Origin of the sequence: Rheinheimera sp. (assembly GCF_037442525.1) — a bacterium.
GTDB lineage: Bacteria > Pseudomonadota > Gammaproteobacteria > Enterobacterales > Alteromonadaceae > Pararheinheimera.
The window spans coordinates 425,108-446,132 of the sequence record NZ_JBBIQD010000002.1; the positions used below are offsets into that span (position 1 = coordinate 425,108).

At 53.6% G+C, this 21,025-nt stretch carries 16 protein-coding genes; 4 read left to right on the forward strand and 12 right to left on the reverse strand.

The features are described 5' to 3' along the window. Nucleotides 1–124: 124 nt before the first annotated feature. From WKJ03_RS06165 to WKJ03_RS06195, 7 genes are read right to left on the reverse strand one after another with little or no spacing between them, the layout of a single operon-like run. Nucleotides 125–1,168, reverse strand: a complete 1,044-nt coding sequence (locus WKJ03_RS06165) for a LacI family DNA-binding transcriptional regulator (protein ID WP_337841297.1) — start codon at nucleotides 1,166–1,168, stop codon at nucleotides 125–127. Between the two features lie 39 nt (nucleotides 1,169–1,207). Continuing rightward, nucleotides 1,208–2,527: an ATP-binding protein gene (locus WKJ03_RS06170; RefSeq protein WP_337841298.1), complete on the reverse strand. Its 1,320-nt coding sequence runs from the start codon at nucleotides 2,525–2,527 to the stop codon at nucleotides 1,208–1,210. Beyond that, complete coding sequence (locus WKJ03_RS06175; RefSeq protein ID WP_337841299.1) at nucleotides 2,508–3,839, reverse strand: sigma-54 dependent transcriptional regulator; 1,332 nt, start codon at nucleotides 3,837–3,839, stop codon at nucleotides 2,508–2,510. Before WKJ03_RS06175 ends, WKJ03_RS06170 begins: the two co-directional genes overlap by 20 nt. A 3-nt stretch (nucleotides 3,840–3,842) precedes the next feature. After that, nucleotides 3,843–5,024: an ABC transporter permease gene (locus WKJ03_RS06180; RefSeq protein WP_337841300.1), complete on the reverse strand. Its 1,182-nt coding sequence runs from the start codon at nucleotides 5,022–5,024 to the stop codon at nucleotides 3,843–3,845. A gap of 10 nt (nucleotides 5,025–5,034) precedes the next feature. Then, complete coding sequence (locus tag WKJ03_RS06185) at nucleotides 5,035–6,351, reverse strand: ABC transporter permease (protein ID WP_337841301.1); 1,317 nt, start codon at nucleotides 6,349–6,351, stop codon at nucleotides 5,035–5,037. A 1-nt stretch (nucleotide 6,352) separates the two neighbouring features. Beyond that, complete coding sequence (locus WKJ03_RS06190; RefSeq protein ID WP_337841302.1) at nucleotides 6,353–7,048, reverse strand: ABC transporter ATP-binding protein; 696 nt, start codon at nucleotides 7,046–7,048, stop codon at nucleotides 6,353–6,355. Between the two features lie 38 nt (nucleotides 7,049–7,086). Next, on the reverse strand, nucleotides 7,087–8,355 hold the full coding sequence (locus WKJ03_RS06195) for an HlyD family efflux transporter periplasmic adaptor subunit (RefSeq protein WP_337841303.1): 1,269 nt from the start codon (nucleotides 8,353–8,355) through the stop codon (nucleotides 7,087–7,089). Nucleotides 8,356–8,569: 214 nt separating this feature from the next. On the opposite strand from WKJ03_RS06195, the gene WKJ03_RS06200 reads away from it, so the two are divergent. Beyond that, nucleotides 8,570–8,884, forward strand: coding sequence for a YciI-like protein (locus WKJ03_RS06200; RefSeq protein ID WP_337841304.1), 315 nt, complete (start codon nucleotides 8,570–8,572; stop codon nucleotides 8,882–8,884). A gap of 292 nt (nucleotides 8,885–9,176) precedes the next feature. Here WKJ03_RS06200 and WKJ03_RS06205 read toward each other — a convergent pair whose 3' ends face one another. The 5 genes from WKJ03_RS06205 to WKJ03_RS06225 all read right to left on the reverse strand — a co-directional run bounded on the left by WKJ03_RS06205 (nucleotide 9,177) and on the right by WKJ03_RS06225 (nucleotide 13,104). Further along, entirely contained in the window at nucleotides 9,177–9,533 is a 357-nt protein-coding gene (locus WKJ03_RS06205) for a nuclear transport factor 2 family protein (protein WP_337841305.1), read from the reverse strand. A 534-nt stretch (nucleotides 9,534–10,067) separates the two neighbouring features. After that, nucleotides 10,068–10,433: a VOC family protein gene (locus WKJ03_RS06210; RefSeq protein ID WP_337841306.1), complete on the reverse strand. Its 366-nt coding sequence runs from the start codon at nucleotides 10,431–10,433 to the stop codon at nucleotides 10,068–10,070. 16 nt (nucleotides 10,434–10,449) lie between these two features. Further along, entirely contained in the window at nucleotides 10,450–10,791 is a 342-nt protein-coding gene (locus WKJ03_RS06215) for a YdbL family protein (RefSeq protein WP_337841307.1), read from the reverse strand. 10 nt (nucleotides 10,792–10,801) lie between these two features. Beyond that, the gene (locus WKJ03_RS06220) at nucleotides 10,802–10,984 is read right to left on the reverse strand and encodes a YnbE family lipoprotein (protein WP_337841308.1); all 183 of its coding nucleotides are present in this window, start codon (nucleotides 10,982–10,984) and stop codon (nucleotides 10,802–10,804) included. Next, a complete protein-coding gene (locus tag WKJ03_RS06225; protein WP_337841309.1) occupies nucleotides 10,981–13,104 on the reverse strand; it encodes a YdbH domain-containing protein in 2,124 nt (707 codons plus the stop codon). The genes WKJ03_RS06220 and WKJ03_RS06225 overlap by 4 nt, the downstream gene beginning before the upstream one ends. A 211-nt stretch (nucleotides 13,105–13,315) precedes the next feature. Between WKJ03_RS06225 and WKJ03_RS06230 the strand changes: the two genes are divergently transcribed. The 3 genes from WKJ03_RS06230 to WKJ03_RS06240 all read left to right on the forward strand — a co-directional run bounded on the left by WKJ03_RS06230 (nucleotide 13,316) and on the right by WKJ03_RS06240 (nucleotide 20,753). Next, entirely contained in the window at nucleotides 13,316–16,150 is a 2,835-nt protein-coding gene (locus tag WKJ03_RS06230) for a pitrilysin family protein (RefSeq protein WP_337841310.1), read from the forward strand. A 374-nt stretch (nucleotides 16,151–16,524) separates the two neighbouring features. Further along, nucleotides 16,525–17,643 (forward strand): efflux RND transporter periplasmic adaptor subunit, encoded by a 1,119-nt coding sequence (locus WKJ03_RS06235; RefSeq protein ID WP_337841311.1) that lies wholly within the window; start codon nucleotides 16,525–16,527, stop codon nucleotides 17,641–17,643. Between the two features lie 20 nt (nucleotides 17,644–17,663). Next, the gene (locus WKJ03_RS06240; RefSeq protein ID WP_337841312.1) at nucleotides 17,664–20,753 is read left to right on the forward strand and encodes an efflux RND transporter permease subunit; all 3,090 of its coding nucleotides are present in this window, start codon (nucleotides 17,664–17,666) and stop codon (nucleotides 20,751–20,753) included. Nucleotides 20,754–21,025 lie beyond the last annotated feature (272 nt).

Here is a 21,025-nt window from a genome sequence, read left to right on the forward strand (position 1 = left end):
CTGTTGAGTGGTTAAACGGCCACTGAGCGGCCGCATGGATCTCTGATGGATCCTGGTTCCAGCCTACATCTGAATCGTTTAAGTTTCAACAAAAAGCATACCGGTCAGCGGCGGAATTTTGCAGCTAACAACTCTGGCGCTGGATCAGTTCAGAGGGCATCAGCAAATCCGTCTGCAAATCACCGGCCAGCAGCCGGCGGGCGGCGGTGCGGCCTTTTTCGTCGCTGTGCTGGGCTATGGTGGTCAGGCTGGGGAAAAAACGCTCACCTTCTTCAATACCGTCAAAGCCAGCAACCACCAGCTCCTGTGGGATGGCAATGCCAAGCTCACGCGCCACCGTCATGGCCGCCAGTGCAATGCGGTCGCTCATACAGAGCAACACCTGTGGCCGCGGAAACTGCGTCAAGGCTTCGCGCGCCGCAATCAGGGCGTAGTGATGCGTGTTTAACGGAATATGCCAGACGCTTTGCGCCGGGATTTGCCGGCCATGCTGCTCGGCCGCGGCCAGATAACCGTCCAGACGACGGCGGGAAATGGATTGTTCAGTACCATACAGCTCATCCGGCTGAATACGGCAGACCCGCTCCGAGTCAATCAGCCGCAGGCCCAGCACAGCCACAGCCCCCTCATTCTGGGTCAGAGCATGGCTGGCGATCTGCCGGGCCGCCGCATAGTTGTCCACATTCACCGCGGCCACACCGGGCAAGTTGCAGTCTACACTGATCAGCGGTTTGCCGCTTTTCAGAATACGCTGTAACTGCTCCTGATTGCTCGGTGCGCCGTACAGAATAAACCCATCAGGCAAGGCTTCGGCGCTGCTGCAGGCGGTATTATGCCGGCTCGACAGCAGCAGCAAATCCAGCCCCTGCTCCTGGATCACTTCGGCCACCCCTTTAATCAGCTGGTTTGCCACCGGATCGCTGACCGAATACTCCAGACTATCCGACAGCAGAATAGCAATAATGCCGGATTTACCAGTGCGTAAACTGCGGGCCGCCGCATTGGGGCCGTCATACCCCAGTTCTGCGCACTGCTGCAGAATTTTTTGCCGCAGCTCGGGCGACAGCTGATCAGGCCGGTTAAAGGCATTGGAGACAGTGGCGACTGAGACATTCAGCAGCGCAGCCACAGTTTTCAGGTTCAGTTTTTTAGCAGAAGCGGACGACACGTCATCTGTCCTTATCAGGAACTCAGCAGTTTCAATGCCTTATGATGCCTCTGTTCGTTGCAGATTACCAGCAGCCGGAAAAGTCACAGTAACCCTTAAGCCTGCGCCCTGGTTGTTCAGCTCCAAAGTGCCGCCATGGCCTTCGGCAATATCGCGGCACAGGGTCAGGCCTATGCCTGAACCACCGGCTTTGGTGGTAAAAAATGGCACCATGGCATGGGACAGCTTGTCGGCGCTCAGCCCCCCTCCTGCGTCCTGCAGACACAAGCTCAGGTTAGACGGCCTTTCATCCAGCCACAGTTCAATTTGCTCAGTGGCAGAGCCGGATTCATGGGCGTTTTTCAGCAGGTTCAGCAACAACTGCGTCAGTTGCACCGCGTCCAGCTGCCAATCCTGTTTGGGTAAATCCCCCACCAGTTCAAACTCATACTGCTCCTGCAACTGGTTAATCAGCCGGGGCCAGTTGACGCTGTCTCGCTGGGGTGCCGGCAGTTTGGCAAATTCAATATAGGACTGCAAAAACTGGTTCAGATGACGGGAGCGTTCGGCCATGGTCTGAAAAATCTGCTGCAGCCGGTCGTCCTGATAGTGCCGCGCCAACTGCTCGCCGGAAAAGGCCATGGACGACAAAGGGGCCAGCGTGTTATTCAGCTCATGCCCTATCACCCGCAGCAGTTTTTTCCAGGCCTTGATTTCTTCACGGTGAATTTCCCTGGTCATTGGCTTGAGCAGATACAGCTGATGGGGTTTCTGGTTCAGCTGAAATAAGCTGATCGATAAATGCCAGATGCTGGCCGGTTCGCCGAGATGAATTAAGCCCTGCTGACCGCTTTGAATGGCCTGCAGCAAGGCAGGCCAGCCCGCCAGTACCTGCGCCAGCAGCAACCCTTCCGCTTTACGACCGGGGTTAAACAAGGCTCTGGCTGCCGGGTTGGTCATCAGCAAACGGCCGGATGCATCGGTCAGCAGCAAGGCACTGGGGCTGCTCTGCAATACAGTGTCCAGCAACAGCTCGCGTTGGTACAGTGTGGCTCGCTCCTGCCTGAGCTGGGCAGACATCTGCTGCAGCACATCGGCCAGAGGCTGCAGTTCGTTTAAACGCTCGCGGTTGGCGTCGACATTAAAACTGCCATCCTGCAGGTTTTGGGCATGGAGATTCAGTGCCTGCAGTTCATCCTGCAGCGGCTTTAACACCAGATACTGACCAACACCAAATAGCCCCCAGCCGGCCAGCAGCACAACCAGCAGCCACCACCCGGTGCCAAACCACCACAGCAAAGCCAGCACCAGCGCAAGCGCCAGACAATTGAGCAACCAGAGCCGCTGCCCCAGCGTCGTTTTAAGGCGGGGTAATGCCATAGAACTCCATACGCCGGTACAAGGCCTGCCTGCTGATCCCCAGGGCTTTGGCCGCCCGGGATACGATGCCCTGGGCAGCCGACAACGCCCGTTCAATTTCGGTTTTGTCCAAATCGTCCAGGCTCTTCTTCGAACCGCTGTCTTGCGGTAACCCCAGATCGGCAACATCAATGGCCTCTCCAGGTGTCAGCAATAAAGCCCGCTGACATAAATTCTGCAGCTCACGTACATTACCAGGCCAGCTGTACTGACGCAGCGCCTGTTCTGCTTCGGCTGTCAGTGTTTTTTTACCAGCCAGAAAATGCTTCGCCAGCGGCACAATGTCATCCAGCCGCTGACGCAGCGCCGGTAAATGCAACTGCACCACATTAATGCGGTAATACAAATCCTGACGGAACTGGCCTGCAGTGATCGCCTGAGTTAAATCAGTATTGGTGGCACTGATAATGCGGACATCCACTTTACGGGTCTGACTGGAGCCCAGCCGTTCAAACTCGCCGGTCTGCAGCACCCGCAGCAGTTTCATCTGGCCGGACAAAGACAAATTGCCAATTTCATCCAGAAACAAGGTACCACCATCGGCCGCCTCAAAACGGCCTATCCGGGTTCTGGCAGCGCCACTGTAGGCACCGGCTTCGGCACCAAACAGCTCAGCTTCCATTAAATCGGCTGGCAAAGCGCCCATATTGACTTTAATCAAAGGCTGCTGTTTGCGGCCGGAATTGGCATGCAGTACCTGAGCTATACCTTCTTTACCGGCACCGTTTTCGCCGGTGATCAGCACAGCCGCATTGCTGGGAGCCAGCTGCAATGCCATTTGCAGCACCTGCTCCATGGCCGTACTGGCAAACACCAGACCGGCTAAGTCTTTGCCTTCAAAGTTCGCCAGCCGCTCCTGCTGACGGCGCTGAGCCTGCTGCTGTTGCTGGCTCAGCTCCGACAGCTTCAGCACATTCGCCACTGTGGTCAGTAAACGCTGATCATCCCAGGGTTTGGCAATGTAATCGGTGGCACCGGCTTTGACCAGCTCGACCACCATATCCAGCTGGGTCCAGGCGGTCATCAGCACCAAAGGGATAGCCGGATAGGCTGAACGCAACTGATAAAACAGGTGTTTGCCCTGCTCGCCGCTCATTTCGCCCTGAGCGAAATTCATATCCTGCAGAATTAAGTCCACCTGCTGACGCGCCAACAGCTGCATCGCCTGCTCAGGTGACATCGCCACCAGCACCAGGTACCCCTGCAACTGAAACAGGGTCAGCAAGGCGGTGCAAACCGCCTCGTTGTCATCAATGACCAGAATTTTTTTCATAAATCACAGAGTCTTAGTGGCTAAAGCCGGTGAAATCCTTGTGGCTATTCTGGCAGGATACCATGTGGCCAGCGTGACACAAACCAGGAGTAACACAGTCGCCAGCAGCGGCAGCCACAGCGGCACGGCCGGGATGCTGATGACCTTGGCCAGGCTGATATTTAAACCATAACACACCAGAATACCAAAGCCTGCACCTATGGCGGTGGTGAACCAGCTTTCACTTAACACATCCAGCAATACCCGCGCTTTACTGGCACCCAAAGCCCGTTTAATCCCCACTTCCTGCTGCATTTGCAGCGCATGGAAATGGGCATGGCTATACGCTGAAATCATCGCCACCAGCAGCATCAGGCCGCTCAGAACCGCCAGCAAGGTGGCCAGGCCAATCTCAGAGCGGAACACCTCGTCACGGTTTTCATCCATCCGCATCACAGTGCCAATATCCATTTCTGGTTCGGCGCCTCTGATCACATCAGTGAGTTGCTGGCGCACGGCTTCGGACTGCTCCGGAGCTACCCGGACAATCAACTGATAACCCCGTTCCACACGATCCATAAAAGAGTGCTGGATCAGGCCATAAAACGGATCACTGGCGTAACGCTGTGAATAAAAGTCCGAAATAACCCCGACGACAGTGCCATTGTTGGTCGATTTTCCTATTGGATTTTGCTCAGCAAAGAGTTGCTTCGCCAGTTTATCCGTCAGCACCACATTGGGGGTATTCAGATCCAGCTCAGTCAGCAAGCGGCCCGCAACCAGCTTACTGCCCAGCACCTGAAAAATCTGTGCGCCCGTATTGTAGTAAGGCACCGAATCCACATCGGTTTCGTCCTGACGGTCGGTTTCAAACACATTGCGGTTCGAGCCACCCTGACGCAAAGGAATTTGATTGACCGCATCCGCGGCTTCGACGCCGGGCATAGCTCTGACGGCCGCCAGTTGCCGGGTGATGACTTCAGACAAGGCAGGTTGAGTACGCATAGCCGCACTGGTAGGTTTCACCCAGACGGTTAACAGCTGTTCCAGTTCCAGCCCTGTGGGTTGTTCAACCAATTGCCGTGCAGCGCCGGCCAGCAGCAACGAGTTCACCACCAGGCCTAAAGTCACTGCCAGTTGCAGCAGCAACAAGGCCGTCACCACTTTGCGACGTAATAAGGATTTAATCATCAAATGGACAGACATATAGTGCTCCTTATTGTTTTAACTGTTGGTTCAGCGGACTGAACGAAGTTTTTAACGCCGGATACAGGGTTACCAGGTAGCTGATCAGCAGCACAAAGAGCGCCATCACCGCCAGCATAGCCGCGTCCCAGCCAGCTAAAGCCCTGGTGCTGGGCAATAAGGAGCTGATGGTCCAGAGCCCTAGCTGAGCAAACAGCAGCGCTACCCCAAAGGCCAGTAGTGAACTTAACAGCACATCAGCGACAATCTGCCCCTGCAACTGCCAGCGGCTGGCCCCTAAGGCACGGCGTAAACTGAATTCGTACTGGTTCGCCATATAACGGTTCAGCGATAAATGACTGGCATTGACCACACAGACCAGCAGAAATAACGAAGCCACTAAAGCAAAAGCATCCAGTTGATCATTGGTCGCCCGCATGGCTTTTTGCACATCCAGAATATTGTCCAGCCTGTTGCCTTCCGGCCTTTCATGACGACCTGCTGCTTTTTCATCGGCCACCAGATTTTTCAGAAATTGCTGGTACTGCTGCACTTTTTCCGGGCTGTCCAGTTGCACCCAAAATTGCAGCATATTGGCAAAATTGGTTCTGGCCATTTGCGGGTAGGTGGCCATATTGCCGTCCCAGTCCACGTCGGTGAAGGAGTTTTGCGTATTGGACTGAATACCTAAGTCGTAGGCAGTTTCCAGCGGCAGATAAATATCTTCCACAGGTTCAGCGGAACGGCGGCCATTGACGTCATACAAACGGGGCAACATGGACCAGTCATCCAGCACCCCTATCACTTTGTATAACTTTTCATCGATCAGCATGTCCTGCCCGACCACGTCGGTGCGGCTGAAAAACTTCAGCGCGGTGTTTTTGCTGATCACCACTTCCATCCGGGCTTTGTTGTCCGGCCAGGTTTCGCCCTGTAAAAAAGGCACATCAAACAGTTTAAAAAAATCACGCTGCGTAACACGCAACTCCACCCGACTTGGCGTAGCCTGCGGGTTTTCCACTGTTTTGGCATAAGCGTCACTGGAGAACATGGCGGCTTCTGCGGACGGAATGCCACTGCCACTCATTTTCTGCATGTCCATATAACTCATGACGCGGGATGGCTCAAAACAGTCGGTGCAGTCGCCGGGTAATGAATTAATTCGTGCCATAAAAAGCGTATGGCTTTTCTCTGGCAGCGGGTCGCGGTTCATCCAGTAATACAAGGTGGCGTTACTGAAAAAAGTGCCCAAACCCAGGCTTAAAATTAACAGGGTTAAGGCATAAGGCAGCGGTGCACGTTTAATGCTGTGCAGACTGAGTTTCAGGTTATGAATAAACTGTTCCATCTCAGGCTCCTGCCACCAAAGGCTCATACAGAGTAGCGTCGTTCAGCTGACCATCGACAATCTGCACATGACGGCCAGCGCGGCGCGCCTGATCCGGATCGTGCGTGACCATTAAAATGGTGCAGCCCTGCTGGTTAATTTTTTCCAGCAGTTCCATCACCTGGCGGGCCATTAAAGAATCCAGGTTGCCTGTCGGTTCGTCCGCCAGCAGAATGCGCGGTTCACCGGCAATGGCGCGGGCTATGGCCACCCGTTGTTGCTGACCACCGGACAGCTGGCTGGGATGGTAATCACGGCGGGCGGCCAGGCCGACAGTTTCCAGTGCCTGCTCGACCCGGCGTTTGCGCTCGGGTGCATTCATGCCACGGTAACGCAGCGGCAGCTCAATGTTGTCAAACAGGCTGAAGTCTTTAATCAGGTTAAAGCCCTGAAAAATAAAACCAATTTTCTCATTACGCAATTTGGACAAGGCCTTGTCCGACAAGCCCTGTACCGACTGACCATCCAGCAGATACTGGCCCTGATCAAAACTTTCTAAAGTGCCTATTACATTCAGCAAGGTGGATTTACCTGAACCGGACGGGCCGGTGAGCGCCACAAATTCGCCTTCCTTCACATGCAGGTCAATAGCGCGCAGCGCATGGGTTTCAATCAGTTCGGTACGGAATATTTTTGATAAGTTAGTAATTTTAATCATCTTAAGCTCCTGCTTATGCCCAGTGACCTGGCCATTTGTTAATTCAGTTGAACACGGTCTTGTTGTTTAAATTCATCCAGGTTGGAGATCACCCACTGGTCGCCTTCTTTGGCCCCCTGCAGAATCTCCACGTACTGCACAGAGGATGCGCCTAATACCACTGGGGTTTTCACCGCCAGGTCCTGACTGACCTGGTAGGCAATACGGCTGGCGCCTGAGCCAACAAAATCACCGCGGCGAATGCGCAGCACATTGTCTTTTTGTTCAATAATGACGCGGGCGGATAAACGCTGGTTCTGCCGTAAGCTGGTGCTGTCGGTCTGGCTGAAGCGCACCCGGGCTGTCACCAGATTGTCTTTCACCTCAGGTGATATATGGCTGAGCTGACCGCTCAGCTGCTGGTTGCCCAGGTTCACTTCTACCGCCATGCCCACGCTCAAATCGCGGATGTAACTTTCCTGAATGGCCAGCTCCGCTTCGTACTGGCTTAAATCGATGACGGTGATCAGCGGCGCGCCCGCCAATACATGAGCATGCTGTTCGGCCAGCCAGTTGCCGACCTGGCCAGTCACCGGGGCTGTAATGTGCAAGGCGGCCTGTTTACGTTCCAGCTCAGCGACCACTAAGGTCTGACGCTGCAACGCTGCCGCCCCGGACTTTTTTTCAAACTGCAGCTTGTCGGACGCTAAACTGACTTTGCGTTTGGCATGGTCGAACTCCAGCTCGGCCTGCACTAATTTGTCTTTGGCCACATCGTAGTCCAGCTGGCGAATGACACCGACTTTAATCGACTGCTCGGCCCGCGCCAGCTCCCGTTGAGCCGCCAGCAGGTTCACCTGGGCCGTGTTCTGAATTTGCTCCATATCCAGTTGCAGCTCACGCGCCAGCAAAGTGGCCCGCTCGTAATCCGACTCCATACTGGCCAGCAGGGCCTGCTGCTGTTTCAGTTCATTATCCAGCTGCGGGCTGGACACCACGGCCAGCAAGTCGCCGAGAGTGACGGCTTCCCCCGGCTGCTTCAGGTACTGAATTTGACCGGCCTCCTGGCTGATTAAGGTCGGCGCATTGGCCGCTACAATGCGGCCCTGCACAGACAAATCCCGGGTAAAACTGCCACGTTCTACCGTGGCAATCTGCACCTGGTTTTTTGGGATCACTAACGATGCCTGGGCGCTGCTGGCGCTCCACAGACCATAACTGATGGCCGAAACGGCAAAGGTAAAACCCAGCGCCAGCAGGTTGCCTTTGCTGAACCGTCTGGCTTTACGCTGAATTTGAATGTCCTGATTGTGTGTGCCCTGAATCATACGCTGTTCCTGTCCGCCGCATTGGGGTAACCTGAATTCTGAGCTGTGGATAGCAGGCTTTATGCCAAGGCTAAAATAAAAATTAAGTAGTTGAATTTTAACAACTTAAATGAATATGCATGATTTACAAAAAGTGTCCGCGGACAAAAAAAAGTGTCCGCCAGCATGAGCCGGACACCACTGAAAAAACTACGGATCACACAGGAACCACAGAATGTCAGACAGCCAACATTATTTATTAAGTTATGAAACCTCTGCCGACTACCTGGAAAAACGGGTGTTATTCCGGGCTGCTCATTTAGAGCTGGCCTGGCAGGCTGCTGCACGTGGCGAGCTGCTGTTGGGCGGCGCTGTGGGAGAACCTGTTGACAGCGCATTGCTGCTGTTTAAAGTGGCGGACCCGGCCATTATTGAAGCTTTCGCCCAAGCCGACCCTTATGTACAAAACGGTTTAGTCACCAGCTACCGCATCCAGCGCTGGCATACCGTAGTGGGCGAAAGCGCCAGTACGCCGGTGCGGGTGAGTTAGCCGATAACCCCGATCGGTAGGGGCCTACCTTGGTACGCCCTTTGGCTTTTTTCGGTTCAGATGAGCACAGTGGCAGGCAACCCAGCCACCGCTAACTACTGCGTTCGCCCGTTCGCGCCTCCCGCGCTCACTTTTATATCGCTCACTACGCAGTTACCCGCGTCTGTTTTGCAGGAGGGCTGGTTTGACCGAATTGCAGATCTAACACCCCGCACAAGGGCGGCCAAATAAGCGCAGCGTTTTGGCTGTCCCAGCGACCAACGGGAGCGATTGCTGCGGATTGTTATGTTTCTTACTGAGGAATTGGTAATTTATGCGCTTTTAAAAAACTAAGCTTATCCCAATAACCACGTTGAAACACAATTAGGTCTTCTCGAATTTGAAAAAAGCCACATCCTCTGAGCCCGATAGGGTCTTTCCACTCTAATATTGCCCACTCTCCATCTTCGAACACATTTTCAACGATACAGACCATTTCAGCATTGGCAAATTCATTGGCAAACATATCACGTATAGCCTTTTTACCTTTTACAGGTTCATTTGCTACTTGATGATTTACAGCGTCACTTGCATAGAAATTTGCAATTTTTTCAGCATCACCTTCGTTGAATGCTTCTACCCAAGCAAAAATCAGTTCTTTCGGACTCATAGAATCTCCTAGGTTTCCAAGTCACATAATTTGTATATCGCGCATGCACGTTTAGCTTGTCAGACCAGTGCGCCGCAGCGGTTCATAATTCCCTAAAATCAACCATTTCCTAAAGTTTGTCCAGCCTTTGTTTTTGGGATCACGCGCATGCGTGTGATCCCGCCACCTAAGCCTGCTATTCAGGCAGAGAAAATCAATAACTAATTAATTTTTAGGCGGTTATTGCTTTTCGAAATCACAAAGCGCGAATAAAAGCGAGCAGCAGTGCTTGCAGAACAAACCGTACCTGAACTTAAGTTTGCTTTTGGTGCAGCCCAACCCGCCAACAAACCAGGCGGGGGTGACTGCGGAGTGAGGGATGTAAAAGTGAGCCCAGAAAACCACAGGGCCAAGCGCGAAAGGGCGAACTCAGTAGTTACCCTTGCCAGGTTCACCGGCCCCGCTATAGAGAATGTTATGAGACCAAAAGGGCGCAGTAAACTGCGCCCCTACCCTACATCACTGGCGTTTATGGCAAAGCCCTGTCAATGCGGCCTATTCCGACCACACCGCAAATTCATTGCCCGAAGGTTCGGTAAAATGAAAACGGCGGCCGCCGGGAAAGCTGAAAATGGGCTGGATAATCTGGCCTCCGGCCTGCTCAACTGCAGCCTGGGTGGCCTCTAAATGGGTGCTGTACAGCACCAACAGCGCAGAGCCATTGGCGGTGCGGGCCATTTGTTCCGACCGAAAAAAACCACCGTCCAGGCCTGAATGGGCAAAGGCGGTGTAGTCCGGGCCATAGTCGGTAAAGCTCCAGCCAAATACCTGGGCAAAGAAGGCTTTGGTGGCACAGAGATCCCGGCAGGGAAACTCGGCGTAATTCAGCTGATGGTGCTTTAACTGCGTTGATTCGCTCATGTTCCCCCCTGAAGCTTTATTTTTTCTGCCACTGGCCGCCCAATTGCACATACTGGCCTTTGGCGGTTTTTTCAATGGCTTTCTGACCCGCCATGGCTTCCACATCGGCCAGCGCAATACCGTTTTGCTGCGCCAGTTTCTGGTACTCGGCTTTGCGGGCTTTGTTAATTAAGTCGGCAATTTCACTGGCCTGGGCTGAGCTTTGCACTACCCCTAAGTAACCATTGGGTTGCTCACCCAGCAGCCCTTGTGCTTTGGCCGGGCCCAGGGCCTGCATGGCCTGTTGTAAATCCAGCGCCAATACAGGTAAAGCGCAGGCAAGAACCAGAGATAAACAAATAGTTTTGATGGTTTTCATACGGCTCTCCTTAGAATAACCCACTGGAATCGCTGAATAATTCATCCAGCTCTTTATCCACTTTAATACGGATCTCATGTTCAATCTTCACATTCAGATTGATATGAATAGGCTCGTTGGGCATGGCTACCTGCACTGTCGGAGTGCAGGCCGACAGCAGCACTGTGGCGGCAGCCAGAACGGCTAGTTTCATTGTTGCTCCTTAGCGGCTTTGGCCTGTTTGGCCGCCAGCCGTTGTTGTACCCGCTTTTTCACCAGCTCACTGACCTGCCCGCTCAGTTGCAGGCTGGCCAGCAGCGCCGGTATGTTTTCTTCCAGATTAATCGTTAAATGAATGGCCCTGCCATTTTCGTAATCCGGGTTTTTACCCTGCAGTTGCAGCGCTAACAGCAGCTGGCCGGAGGTTGCATAACTTACCTCTGCAGACAACACCGAATAATGAAAGTTTTGCAGCGCCTGCATCAGCACCTGCATGCCCTGATTAGTCTGCGCCAGCGCTTTGGCTTTGTCGGCGTCAAACTTCAGCAAACCGCCTGGCGCCAAAGCACCAATTTGGCCTTTTTCCACTGTTACCCCCTGGGCCGACCAGTGCAGCGGAATGCGGCCAGAAATACTACCCTGACCGCTGACACCGGCCTCTGGCCTCTGCTGCAATACATCCGCCAGCTGCAGCTGAGTCAGTTCCAGTTCAAACTGCTGGGCCTGGCTTAAATCAAAACGGCCCGGTTTTACCTGCACCTGCCCGGAGAACAGCGCCAGTTGCAATTGGTTCAACTGCAATACCCCGGCTTGCGGTTTGTCCGGCATAAACTGATAACTACCAGCCAACCTGACAGGGCCAGCCACCAGACCCTGGTTAATCTGCGTCAGCTCCAGTGCCTTGCTGCTCAGTTGCCAGTCGCGGGCGCTGTGCTTCAGCGCCAGGCTACCGTTCAGGCCTTTTAACTCAGAACGGTCCCAAATAGCATCAATTCCCGTCAACTGCAGTTGCTGCTCACCACTTTGCAGCACATAACTGTGGCGGTCCAGCAGCAGCGAGCCCTGAGCACTGAGTTTGCCGCGCTGCACAGTCAACAGCTCAGGCCAGGCAGGCCCTAATTTCAGCGGGTTACCGGCCAGAAAAAACAGCTCTGGTAATTGCCAGCTCAGCTGGTACTGGTTGTGTTTCAGTTGCAACTGATGGTTCAGCACCAGCGAACTGCCCGACTTCAGCACGCCCATAAGCGAAGGCGCAGCCAGGCTGCCAGCAAGTTCAGCCTGCCAGTTCCAGTCCTGCGTATAGAGCTGCGGATGTTGCAGTTGGGTCAACTTCAGCTCGGCTTTAGCGCTCAGCTTCGCCTCACGCCACTCTGGCCAGGGCGCTTGCAGCGTCCAGTCCGCTAAGGTTAATGCGCCCTGTTGCCAGCTTAAATCCTGCTGCTTTAATGCAGTGCTAAGCTCTGCCGGTGCAGTGCCCTGCAAACTCAGCTGGCCCTGCTGCCATAACCCTGTAGCCTTTAGTTGCAATTGGCTGTTGCCGAACCTGTAGCCCGCATAGTTAAGCTCTGCACTTTTTAACTGCAAAGCCAAAGCACTGATACGAATGTTTTGCCCCTCTGGCTGCACCGACAAGGTCAGCTCTGGCTCAATATCACCCAGCCCTTCAACAAAGAGTGGGCCTGAGCTTGCCAGGCGAATATCGGCTTGTTTTTCTGCACTGCTTAACGACAGCGAACCTGTCAGCTGGCAGTGCGAAACGGCTTGTGTATCGGCCGCAGGCTGCGCATTCGCCTGGCCCGCTTTGATGCTGATGCGTGTATCCAGCTCTGCACAAGGCAGCTGAATATCCAGCTGGTTCACCTGCACAGCCGCAGGCAACCAGACAGGCCAGTACTGCTGTAACAGATTGTCGCTGTCCGCCCCTGCTGCAGGCTGAGCCGTGGCGTCGGTTGCGCTTAGCTCAGGCTGAGTCAGATCGGGTTGAATGGGATCAGCCTCAGTCGTTGAGGAAGCAGCAGACGAAGGCCAGACCGGGGTGGACTGAATACTGAGCTTTTCAGCCTGCACCGAATCCAGCGGCCAGGGCCAGCCGGACCAGCGAATATCCAGTTGCTGCAGCTGCAGCTGATGCGAACCGGCATAAGGCAGAGTCAGGCTGAATTGGTCCGCCTGCAATCGGTCCCAGCTGAGTGCCAGCCCCGACCAGGCCGGTTGCAGCTGCTGGTAATAAAACCTGAGCTGAATGCCGCCATACACTGCGCCTACCAGCAACAATAACAGCAGGTTTAACCCCAGGCTGATATTGGCTTTGCGGCGGTTTGGTTCAGCTGGCATGCAAATTACTCCGGCTTATGGACAACTGCGAATTGACAAATCATGCAGTAACACCATGAATCCTCTCTGAATTCAACCAGTCTATGTGATTTCCGTGCCAAGCCCAAGCCAGTTGTCGCAACCAGTGGCACAGGTAGCGTTCTGTTACATAATTGTATCTGGCACTGAAGGGACAAAAGTGCTTAAATCGGCCCAACTCAAGGAGAGACCCATGAAAAAAACTAAACTGACCCTGGCTATTGGTTTTGCCATTGCCCTCGCCGCCTGCAGCCAGCAGCCCCACCAACAACTGCCTGCCGGCGTCACACTGATTGAACAGTCGGCCCCCAGCAGCGGTATTCATATTCCTTATAAAAAATACCAGCTGGATAACGGCCTGACGCTGGTGGTGCATGAAGACAACTCAGACCCACTGGTGCATGTGGATGTGACTTACCATGTGGGTTCGGCCCGCGAAGAGCCGGGTAAATCCGGTTTTGCCCACTTTTTTGAACATATGATGTTTCAGGGCTCGGAAAACGTCGGCGACGAACAGCACTTTAAAATTGTCACTGAATCAGGCGGCACCCTGAACGGCACCACCAATAACGACAGAACCAATTATTTTCAGACAGTACCAGCCAATCAGCTGGAAAAAATGCTGTGGCTGGAAGCCGACCGCATGGGCTTTTTATTGGACGCTGTCACAGAAAAGAAATTTGAGGTGCAACGCGAAACCGTAAAAAACGAACGCGGTCAGCGCGTGGATAATCAGCCTTATGGCCGCCTGTTCGAGCGGGTGTCTGAAGCCATGTTCCCGCAAGGCCACCCTTACTCCTGGCCCATCATTGGTTATATGGACGATTTAAACCGCGCCAATGTCAATGATGTGAAAGCCTTTTTCCTGCGCTGGTACGGCCCCAATAATGCCACTCTGACTATAGGTGGCGACATCAAAGCCGAACAGGTTCTGCCGCTGGTGCAAAAGTATTTTGGCAGTATTCCGCGTGGCCCTGAAGTGACGGATGCCGCCAGACAGCTGTGGAGCCTGCCGGACACCCGTTATATTTCGATGGAAGACAATGTGCATCTGCCTCTGCTGTACATCAGCTTCCCTACTGTGTACGCCAACCATCAAGATGAAGCGGCGCTGGATATCCTGTCGGAGATTCTGGGCAATGGTAATAACTCACTGCTGTACAAAAACCTGGTGAAAACCCAGCTGGCCGTGCAGGCCCAGGTGTCACACCCTTGCCGCGAGCTGTCCTGCGAATTCAGCCTCTATGCGCTGCCCAACCCTGGTGCAGGCAAAAACCTGGCAGACATTGAAAAAATTATCCGCGACAGCCTGCTGGAATTTGAACAACGTGGCGTGACAGACGACGATCTGCTGAAAGTCAAAGCCAAAATTGAAGCCGACAGCATCTTTGGCCTGCAAAGTGTCAGCGGCAAAGTCAGCCAGCTGGCTGCCAGCCAAACCTTTAAAGGCAAACCAGACACCATTGGCGAAGACATTGCCCGTTACAATGCGGTGACCAAAGACGACGTACTGCGGGTGTACCAGACCTACCTGAAAGGCAAACACTCTGTGGTAATGAGTGTGGTGCCGCGGGGGCAAACAGCGCTGATTGCCCATGCCGACACCTTTACCCCGGCCAAACGCGATTTTGGCGGCCCGTCCACCACCAAAGCAGAAGATTTACAGGTACGCAAAGCCACAGACAACTTCGACCGCAGCCAACAGCCGGTAGCGGGCGCTAACCCTGCTGTGGGTCTGCCACAAACCTGGACCACCGACCTTGGCAATGGCATTCAGGTATTGGGCAGCCAGAGCACTGAAACGCCCACCACCTCCCTGCTGCTGAAAATTCCGGTCGGCGCTTATGCCGAAACGGCCGATAAAGCCGGTATCACCAGCCTGATGGCTGGCCTGATGAATGAAAGCACCAAACACTACAGCACTGAGCAGATGAGCCTGGAGCTGGAAAAGCTGGGCAGCAGCATCAGCTTCAGCAGCTCTGACAGTTATGTGGATGTCTTTGTCTCCAGCCTGAGTAAACACTTACCCCGCACCTTAGAACTGCTGGAAGAAAAACTGCGCAGTCCGGCCTTCAGCGCGGAAGATTTTGCCCGGGTGCAACAACAAGTGCTGCAAGGGATGCAGCACGCCGAAAAAACACCGGCTTATTTAGCGGCGCAAAAATTTAACGGCCTGCTGTATGAAGGCAGTATTGCCGCGCTGCCCAACGAAGGTACTATGGCGTCGGTCAGACAGCTGACCCCGGCCGATGCCCAAGGCTGGTACCAGACCTGGTTTAAACCAGCCGGTGGCCAGCTGATTGTGGTGTCCGACCTGCCACAGGACAAAGTGGCTGCAGAGCTGAAAGCCCAATTGGCGGACTGGCAGGGTCAGGCACCTGCTATTGCGGTCAGTACAGGGGCACTAAAAGCGGCGCCAGCTACGATTTACCTGGTGGACAAACCCGATGCCCCTCAATCGGAGATCCGTATTGGTAAGCGCTCATTAACCCAGGACATCACGGGCGAGTACTATAAAGCCAACCTGATGAACTATGTACTGGGCGGCACCTTTAACAGCCGTATCAACCTGAACCTGCGCGAAGACAAAGGCTACACCTACGGTGCCCGTGCCGGTTTCAGTGCCGACAAATACGCTGGTGTGTACACAGCATCCGCCGCAGTGCGCGCCGACGCTACTGTGGATTCGATCCGTCAGTTCCTGAATGAAATTAATCAGTTCAGAGAACAAGGTATTACAGACGACGAACTGGCCTTTATGCGCCTGGCCATTAACCAGTCCGACGCACTGAAATACGAAACCCCGAATGCCAAACTGGGTTTTATGGCGCAAATTCTGGAGTTTAACTTAACCCCTGATTTTGTCCGTGAGCGTAACCAGATTGTCAGCAGCATCAGCAAAGAGGAAATCAATGCGCTGGCGAAAAAACACCTGGATACCAAAGAGATGGTCATTCTGGTGGTGGGCGACGCCAACACACTGGAGCCACAGCTGGCGGAGCTGGGCATGCCGGTCAAACGCCTGTAGATAGCACCTGGGCAGGCCGTCAGCCAGACGGCCTGCGCTTACCCTTTCCTGACATCTATTATTTCCAGTTACAATTTTTTTCCAATTGCACATAGGCAAGTCAGATCCAGCACCGTACACTAAAGCGCTTTCAATGCCAGCGCCGCGCGCGACGCAGAAAGAACCTACACTGAAACTCACAACAAAAAAATTCCGATCCAGCGGGCGCCTTGACCCGTAAGTACAATGTAAAAAATTTATTTTGTGACGAATCGTCAACTTTTAACAAAAACATGGCAGACTAATGCCATTCAGCCGCGGCCCCGATGCAGCGCTGAGAACACAGCAAGAGTTTTTGTCTGCTGAAGTGGATTAACTTAACTTGGTTTTTAGGTATGAAAACATTGAAATCCGTGCTGCTTGCTCTGGGTGGCTTACTCGTAATTTTCGCCCTGCTGGGTGGAACCAAATTCAGCCAGATCATGGCCATGATTGCAGCAGGCGAGCATATGGCGCCACCGCCGGAATCTGTGTCTGTCTATGGTGCTGAACAACAAAGCTGGCCTCAGACCTATCAGGCCATTGGCACTGTGCTGGCGGACGAAGGCATTGTGGTGGCGTCAGAAGCAGCTGGCCGGGTCAAAAAAATTCACTTCAGCAACGGCCAGCAGGTGAAAGCCGGTGACGTGTTAGTAGAACAGGACACCAGCAACGAGCAGGCGCAATTGCGGGCCGCTGACGCCCGGCTGAAACTGGCAAAAACCAGTTATGACCGGCTGGTGCAACTGCGTAAAACCAATATTGCCACCCAAAGCGAGCTGGACTCAGGTAAACAACAGCTGGATTCAGCCCAGGCTGACGTTGACAACCTGAAAGCCACCCTGGCGAAAAAATCCATCCGTGCACCTTTTGACGGCAAAGTGGGCATTCGTCAGGTGGATTTAGGGGCCGACCTGCAGGTGGGTACGGCCATTGTCAGCCTGCAAGCCACCAATAAAGTGCGGGTGAATTTCCCGGTGCCGCAACACTGGCTGGTGTCGATGAAAAAAGGCTTGCCAGTGTCCGTGTCAGTCAATGAAGGCGCAGTTGTGGTCAGTGGCGAAATTACGGCCATAGGCGCAGAAATTAACACCAGTACCCGTAACGCCATAGTGCAGTCCATTCTGGATAATACCGGCGATGTACTGGTGCCTGGTATGGCGGTCAATGCCACAGTCACGCTGTCAGAACCACTGCAGGTGCTGGTGGTGCCCAGCACGGCCATTATTTACGCCCCTTTTGGTGACACTGTTTTTGTGGTGGAAAAAGACGACAAAGGGGCACTGAACGCCCGCCAGCAATTTGTCCGGTTGGGGAAAGCCCGTGGTGATTTTGTTGAAGTGCTGGACGGTCTGAAAAGCGGCGACCAGGTCGTCAGCGCTGGCGCCTTTAAGCTGTTTAACGGCCAGGCTGTGGTGATTAGCAAAACAGCCACCCCTGAATTTAAAACCCAACAGCAGCCCGCTGACAGCTAAGCCATCAGGACGGTTTGTGTATGAACTTTACCGATATTTTTATTAAGAAGCCGGTGCTGGCCATAGTGGTCAGCCTGCTGATTTTGCTGGCCGGTTTCCAGTCGATGAGCAATATGACGGTGCGTCAGTACCCGCGCTCTGACATAGCTGTGATCAAAATTACCACTGTGTATGTAGGTGCCAACGCCGAGCTGGTGAAAGGTTTTATTACCTCGCCGATCGAACGGGCCATAGCGTCCGCCGGTGGCATTGATTACATCGAATCGCAAAGCACTATGGGCGTGTCCACCGTTATTGCCCACCTGCACCTGAACTACGACCCACTGAAAGCGATGACAGAAATCAGCGCTAAGGTGAACCAGGTGCGGGGTGACTTGCCACCCGAAGCGGAAATTCCGGCCATTGCGATAGAAGCGGCCGACAGCCAGTTTGCCTCTGCTTATCTGAGTTTCAGCTCGGATATTCTGGAGCAAAACCAAATCACCGAGTTTTTAAGCCGAGCTGTGCAGCCGCGCTTAATCGCCGTGGCTGGTGTGCAAAAAGCCGATATTTTGGGTGGCCGTACTTTTGCGATGCGCATCTGGTTAAAACCAGACGCCATGGCGTCTTTGGGCATTACGGCGTCCGATGTGCGCACCGCGCTGTCCGACAACAACGTGCAGGCCACCATTGGCCAGACCCGCGGCGCTTATACTCAGGTGAACTTACGCTCCAACACCGATATGAAATCGGTCGACGAGTTTAAACAGATGATTTTGCGGCAAAATGCCGACGGCATTGTCCGTCTGGCTGACGTGGCCGATGTGGAGCTTGGTGCTGAAGACTACAACACCAACGTCAACTACTCGGGCGAAACCGCTGTCTTTATGGGGGTCTTTGTCGCCCCGAATGCCAACTCGCTGGATGTGATTAAAGCCGTCACGGCCGAGATGGAAAAAATCAAAGCCGAACTGCCCTCAGGTTTAACGGCGGAAGTGTCGTACGATGCCACCAAATACATTGAGGCGGCTATTGATGATGTGGTGAAAACCCTGGCGGAAACCCTGCTGATTATTGTGGTGGTGATCTTCCTGTTCCTTGGTTTCAGCCGCTCTGTGCTGATCCCCATTGTGGCTATACCACTGTCGCTGATTGGTGCACTTTTTATTATGAAGCTGTTTGGCTTCTCGCTGAACCTGCTGACCCTGCTGTCCATTGTCCTGTCGGTGGGTCTGGTCGTAGATGACGCCATAGTGATGGTGGAAAATATTGAACGTCATGTGCAAAACGGGCTAAAACCCTTTAAAGCGGCCCTGGTGGCGGCCCGTGAATTGGGTGGCCCTATTATTGCGATGACAGTGACGCTGATTTCCGTCTATGTACCTATTGGTTTGCAGGGTGGCTTAACCGGAACCCTGTTCCGTGAGTTTGCCATCACCCTGGCCGGTGCAGTGGCGATATCGGCCATAGTGGCCATCACGCTGTCGCCTATGATGGCGTCCAGAATGCTAAAACCGCACAGCAGTAACCACGCGCCGCTGGATGGCCTTTTTAACCGCTTTCAGAATTTTTATGCCCGCCGCCTGGCCTCCAGCCTGCAAAACCGCAGCGGCGTTTACGTATTCTGGATTGGTATTACCCTGCTGTGTTTCCCGCTTTACACCATGTCACCGAAAGAGCTGGCACCGGTGGAAGACCAGGGCGTTATTTTTGGCATTGTCGATGCACCCGCCAACTCCACCGTCGATCAGTCGTCCTTTTATGGTAAAGCGGTCAACCATGCCTTTATGTCAGTGCCGGAAACAGACTTTACCTTCCAAATCACCTTCCCGACCGGTGGTTTTGGCGGCATGGTCACCAAACCCTGGGCCGAACGCGAACGCTCTGTGTTTGAAATCATGCCGGAAGTGCAACAAAAACTGGCGGAAGTGTCAGGTATCCGTATTCTGCCTATTACCCCACCTGCCCTGCCCGGTGGCGGTCAGTTCCCGGTCGAATTTGTCATTGCCTCCACCGCTGACTCCACTGAAATTTATCAATACGCGCTGAAGGTGGAACAGATGATGCGCGAAAGCGGCACCTTTCCGTTCCAGGTAATTGATATGAAAGTGGATCAGCCAGAGTATCAGCTGAATATCGACCGCGATAAAGTGGCCGATTTAGGCCTGAATATGCGTGATGTGGTGCAGGACCTTGGCACCCTGTTAGGCGGTGGTTACGTCAACCGCTTTAATATGGCTGGCCAGAGTTATAAGGTGATCCCTCAGGTGAAACGGGTGGAACGTTTAACCCCGGACGATTTGCAGAACCTCTATATCAAAGGCCCTGCCGGCCAGATGATCCGGGTGGACCAAATTGCCAGCCTGACTCACAGCACTGTGCCCCGCAGCATCAACCGGATGCAGCAGCTTAATGCGGTGAAAATTTCCGGCGTCACCACCAAACCACTGGATGAAACCCTGCGTTTTCTGGAAACTGAAGCCCGTAAAATTATTCCTTCAGGCTACCAGATTGATTACACCGGTGAATCCCGTCAGCTGAAACGGGAAGGCAACACCTTCCTGCCCGCCTTTATGCTGGCGGTGACTATGATATTCCTGGTGCTGGCGGCGCAATACAACAGCTTCCGTGACCCTGTGGTGATCCTGCTGGGGTCTGTACCTCTGGCCATGTTTGGTGCCCTGGTTTTTACCTTCCTGAAAATTCCGATGCCAATGCCGTTTTTCACCGACGGTTTTACCAGCACGCTGAATATTTATTCTCAGGTGGGTCTGGTCACTCTGATAGGTCTGATTGCCCGTAACGGCATTCTGGTCGTGGAATTTGCCAATAAACTGCAGGAACAGGGCCGCAGTAAACTGGATGCCATTCAGGAAGCCTCGATTCTGCGTCTGCGCCCTGTGATGATGACCAGTATTGCCACCATTGCCGGTCACACCCCGCTGATTTTTGCCGAAGGTGCCGGAGCAGAAGCCCGTAACTCCATTGGGATAGTGCTGGTGCTGGGCATGACCATAGGCACCTTCTTTACCTTATTTGTATTGCCTTCTGTTTATATGCTGCTGGCCAAAGACCACAGCCACAGCCAAGCCCCGGAGCAGGAAGAAGAAGCAGACCCACAACCTGTCTGACCAGACCTGTGTTCCATACTGTCACCAAGGCCAGCATATGCTGGCCTTTTTTATGGACAGAACCAGCGGCATGTCGGTTATGCAGCCGCAACCAGCGGCGGTTAACTCCTTTAATCCACAAAACCACATCATTGCTCACAACGCAGTTCAGTATTTAGCCCCAAAAGCGAACTCTCGGTAGCGGGCAAAAAAACCTCTGCAACAAGGCTTTATTCAGCAGAATTTTTATGTCAGATTGGTCAGGCAGATGCTGTATTTCCTGAAAATCAGCA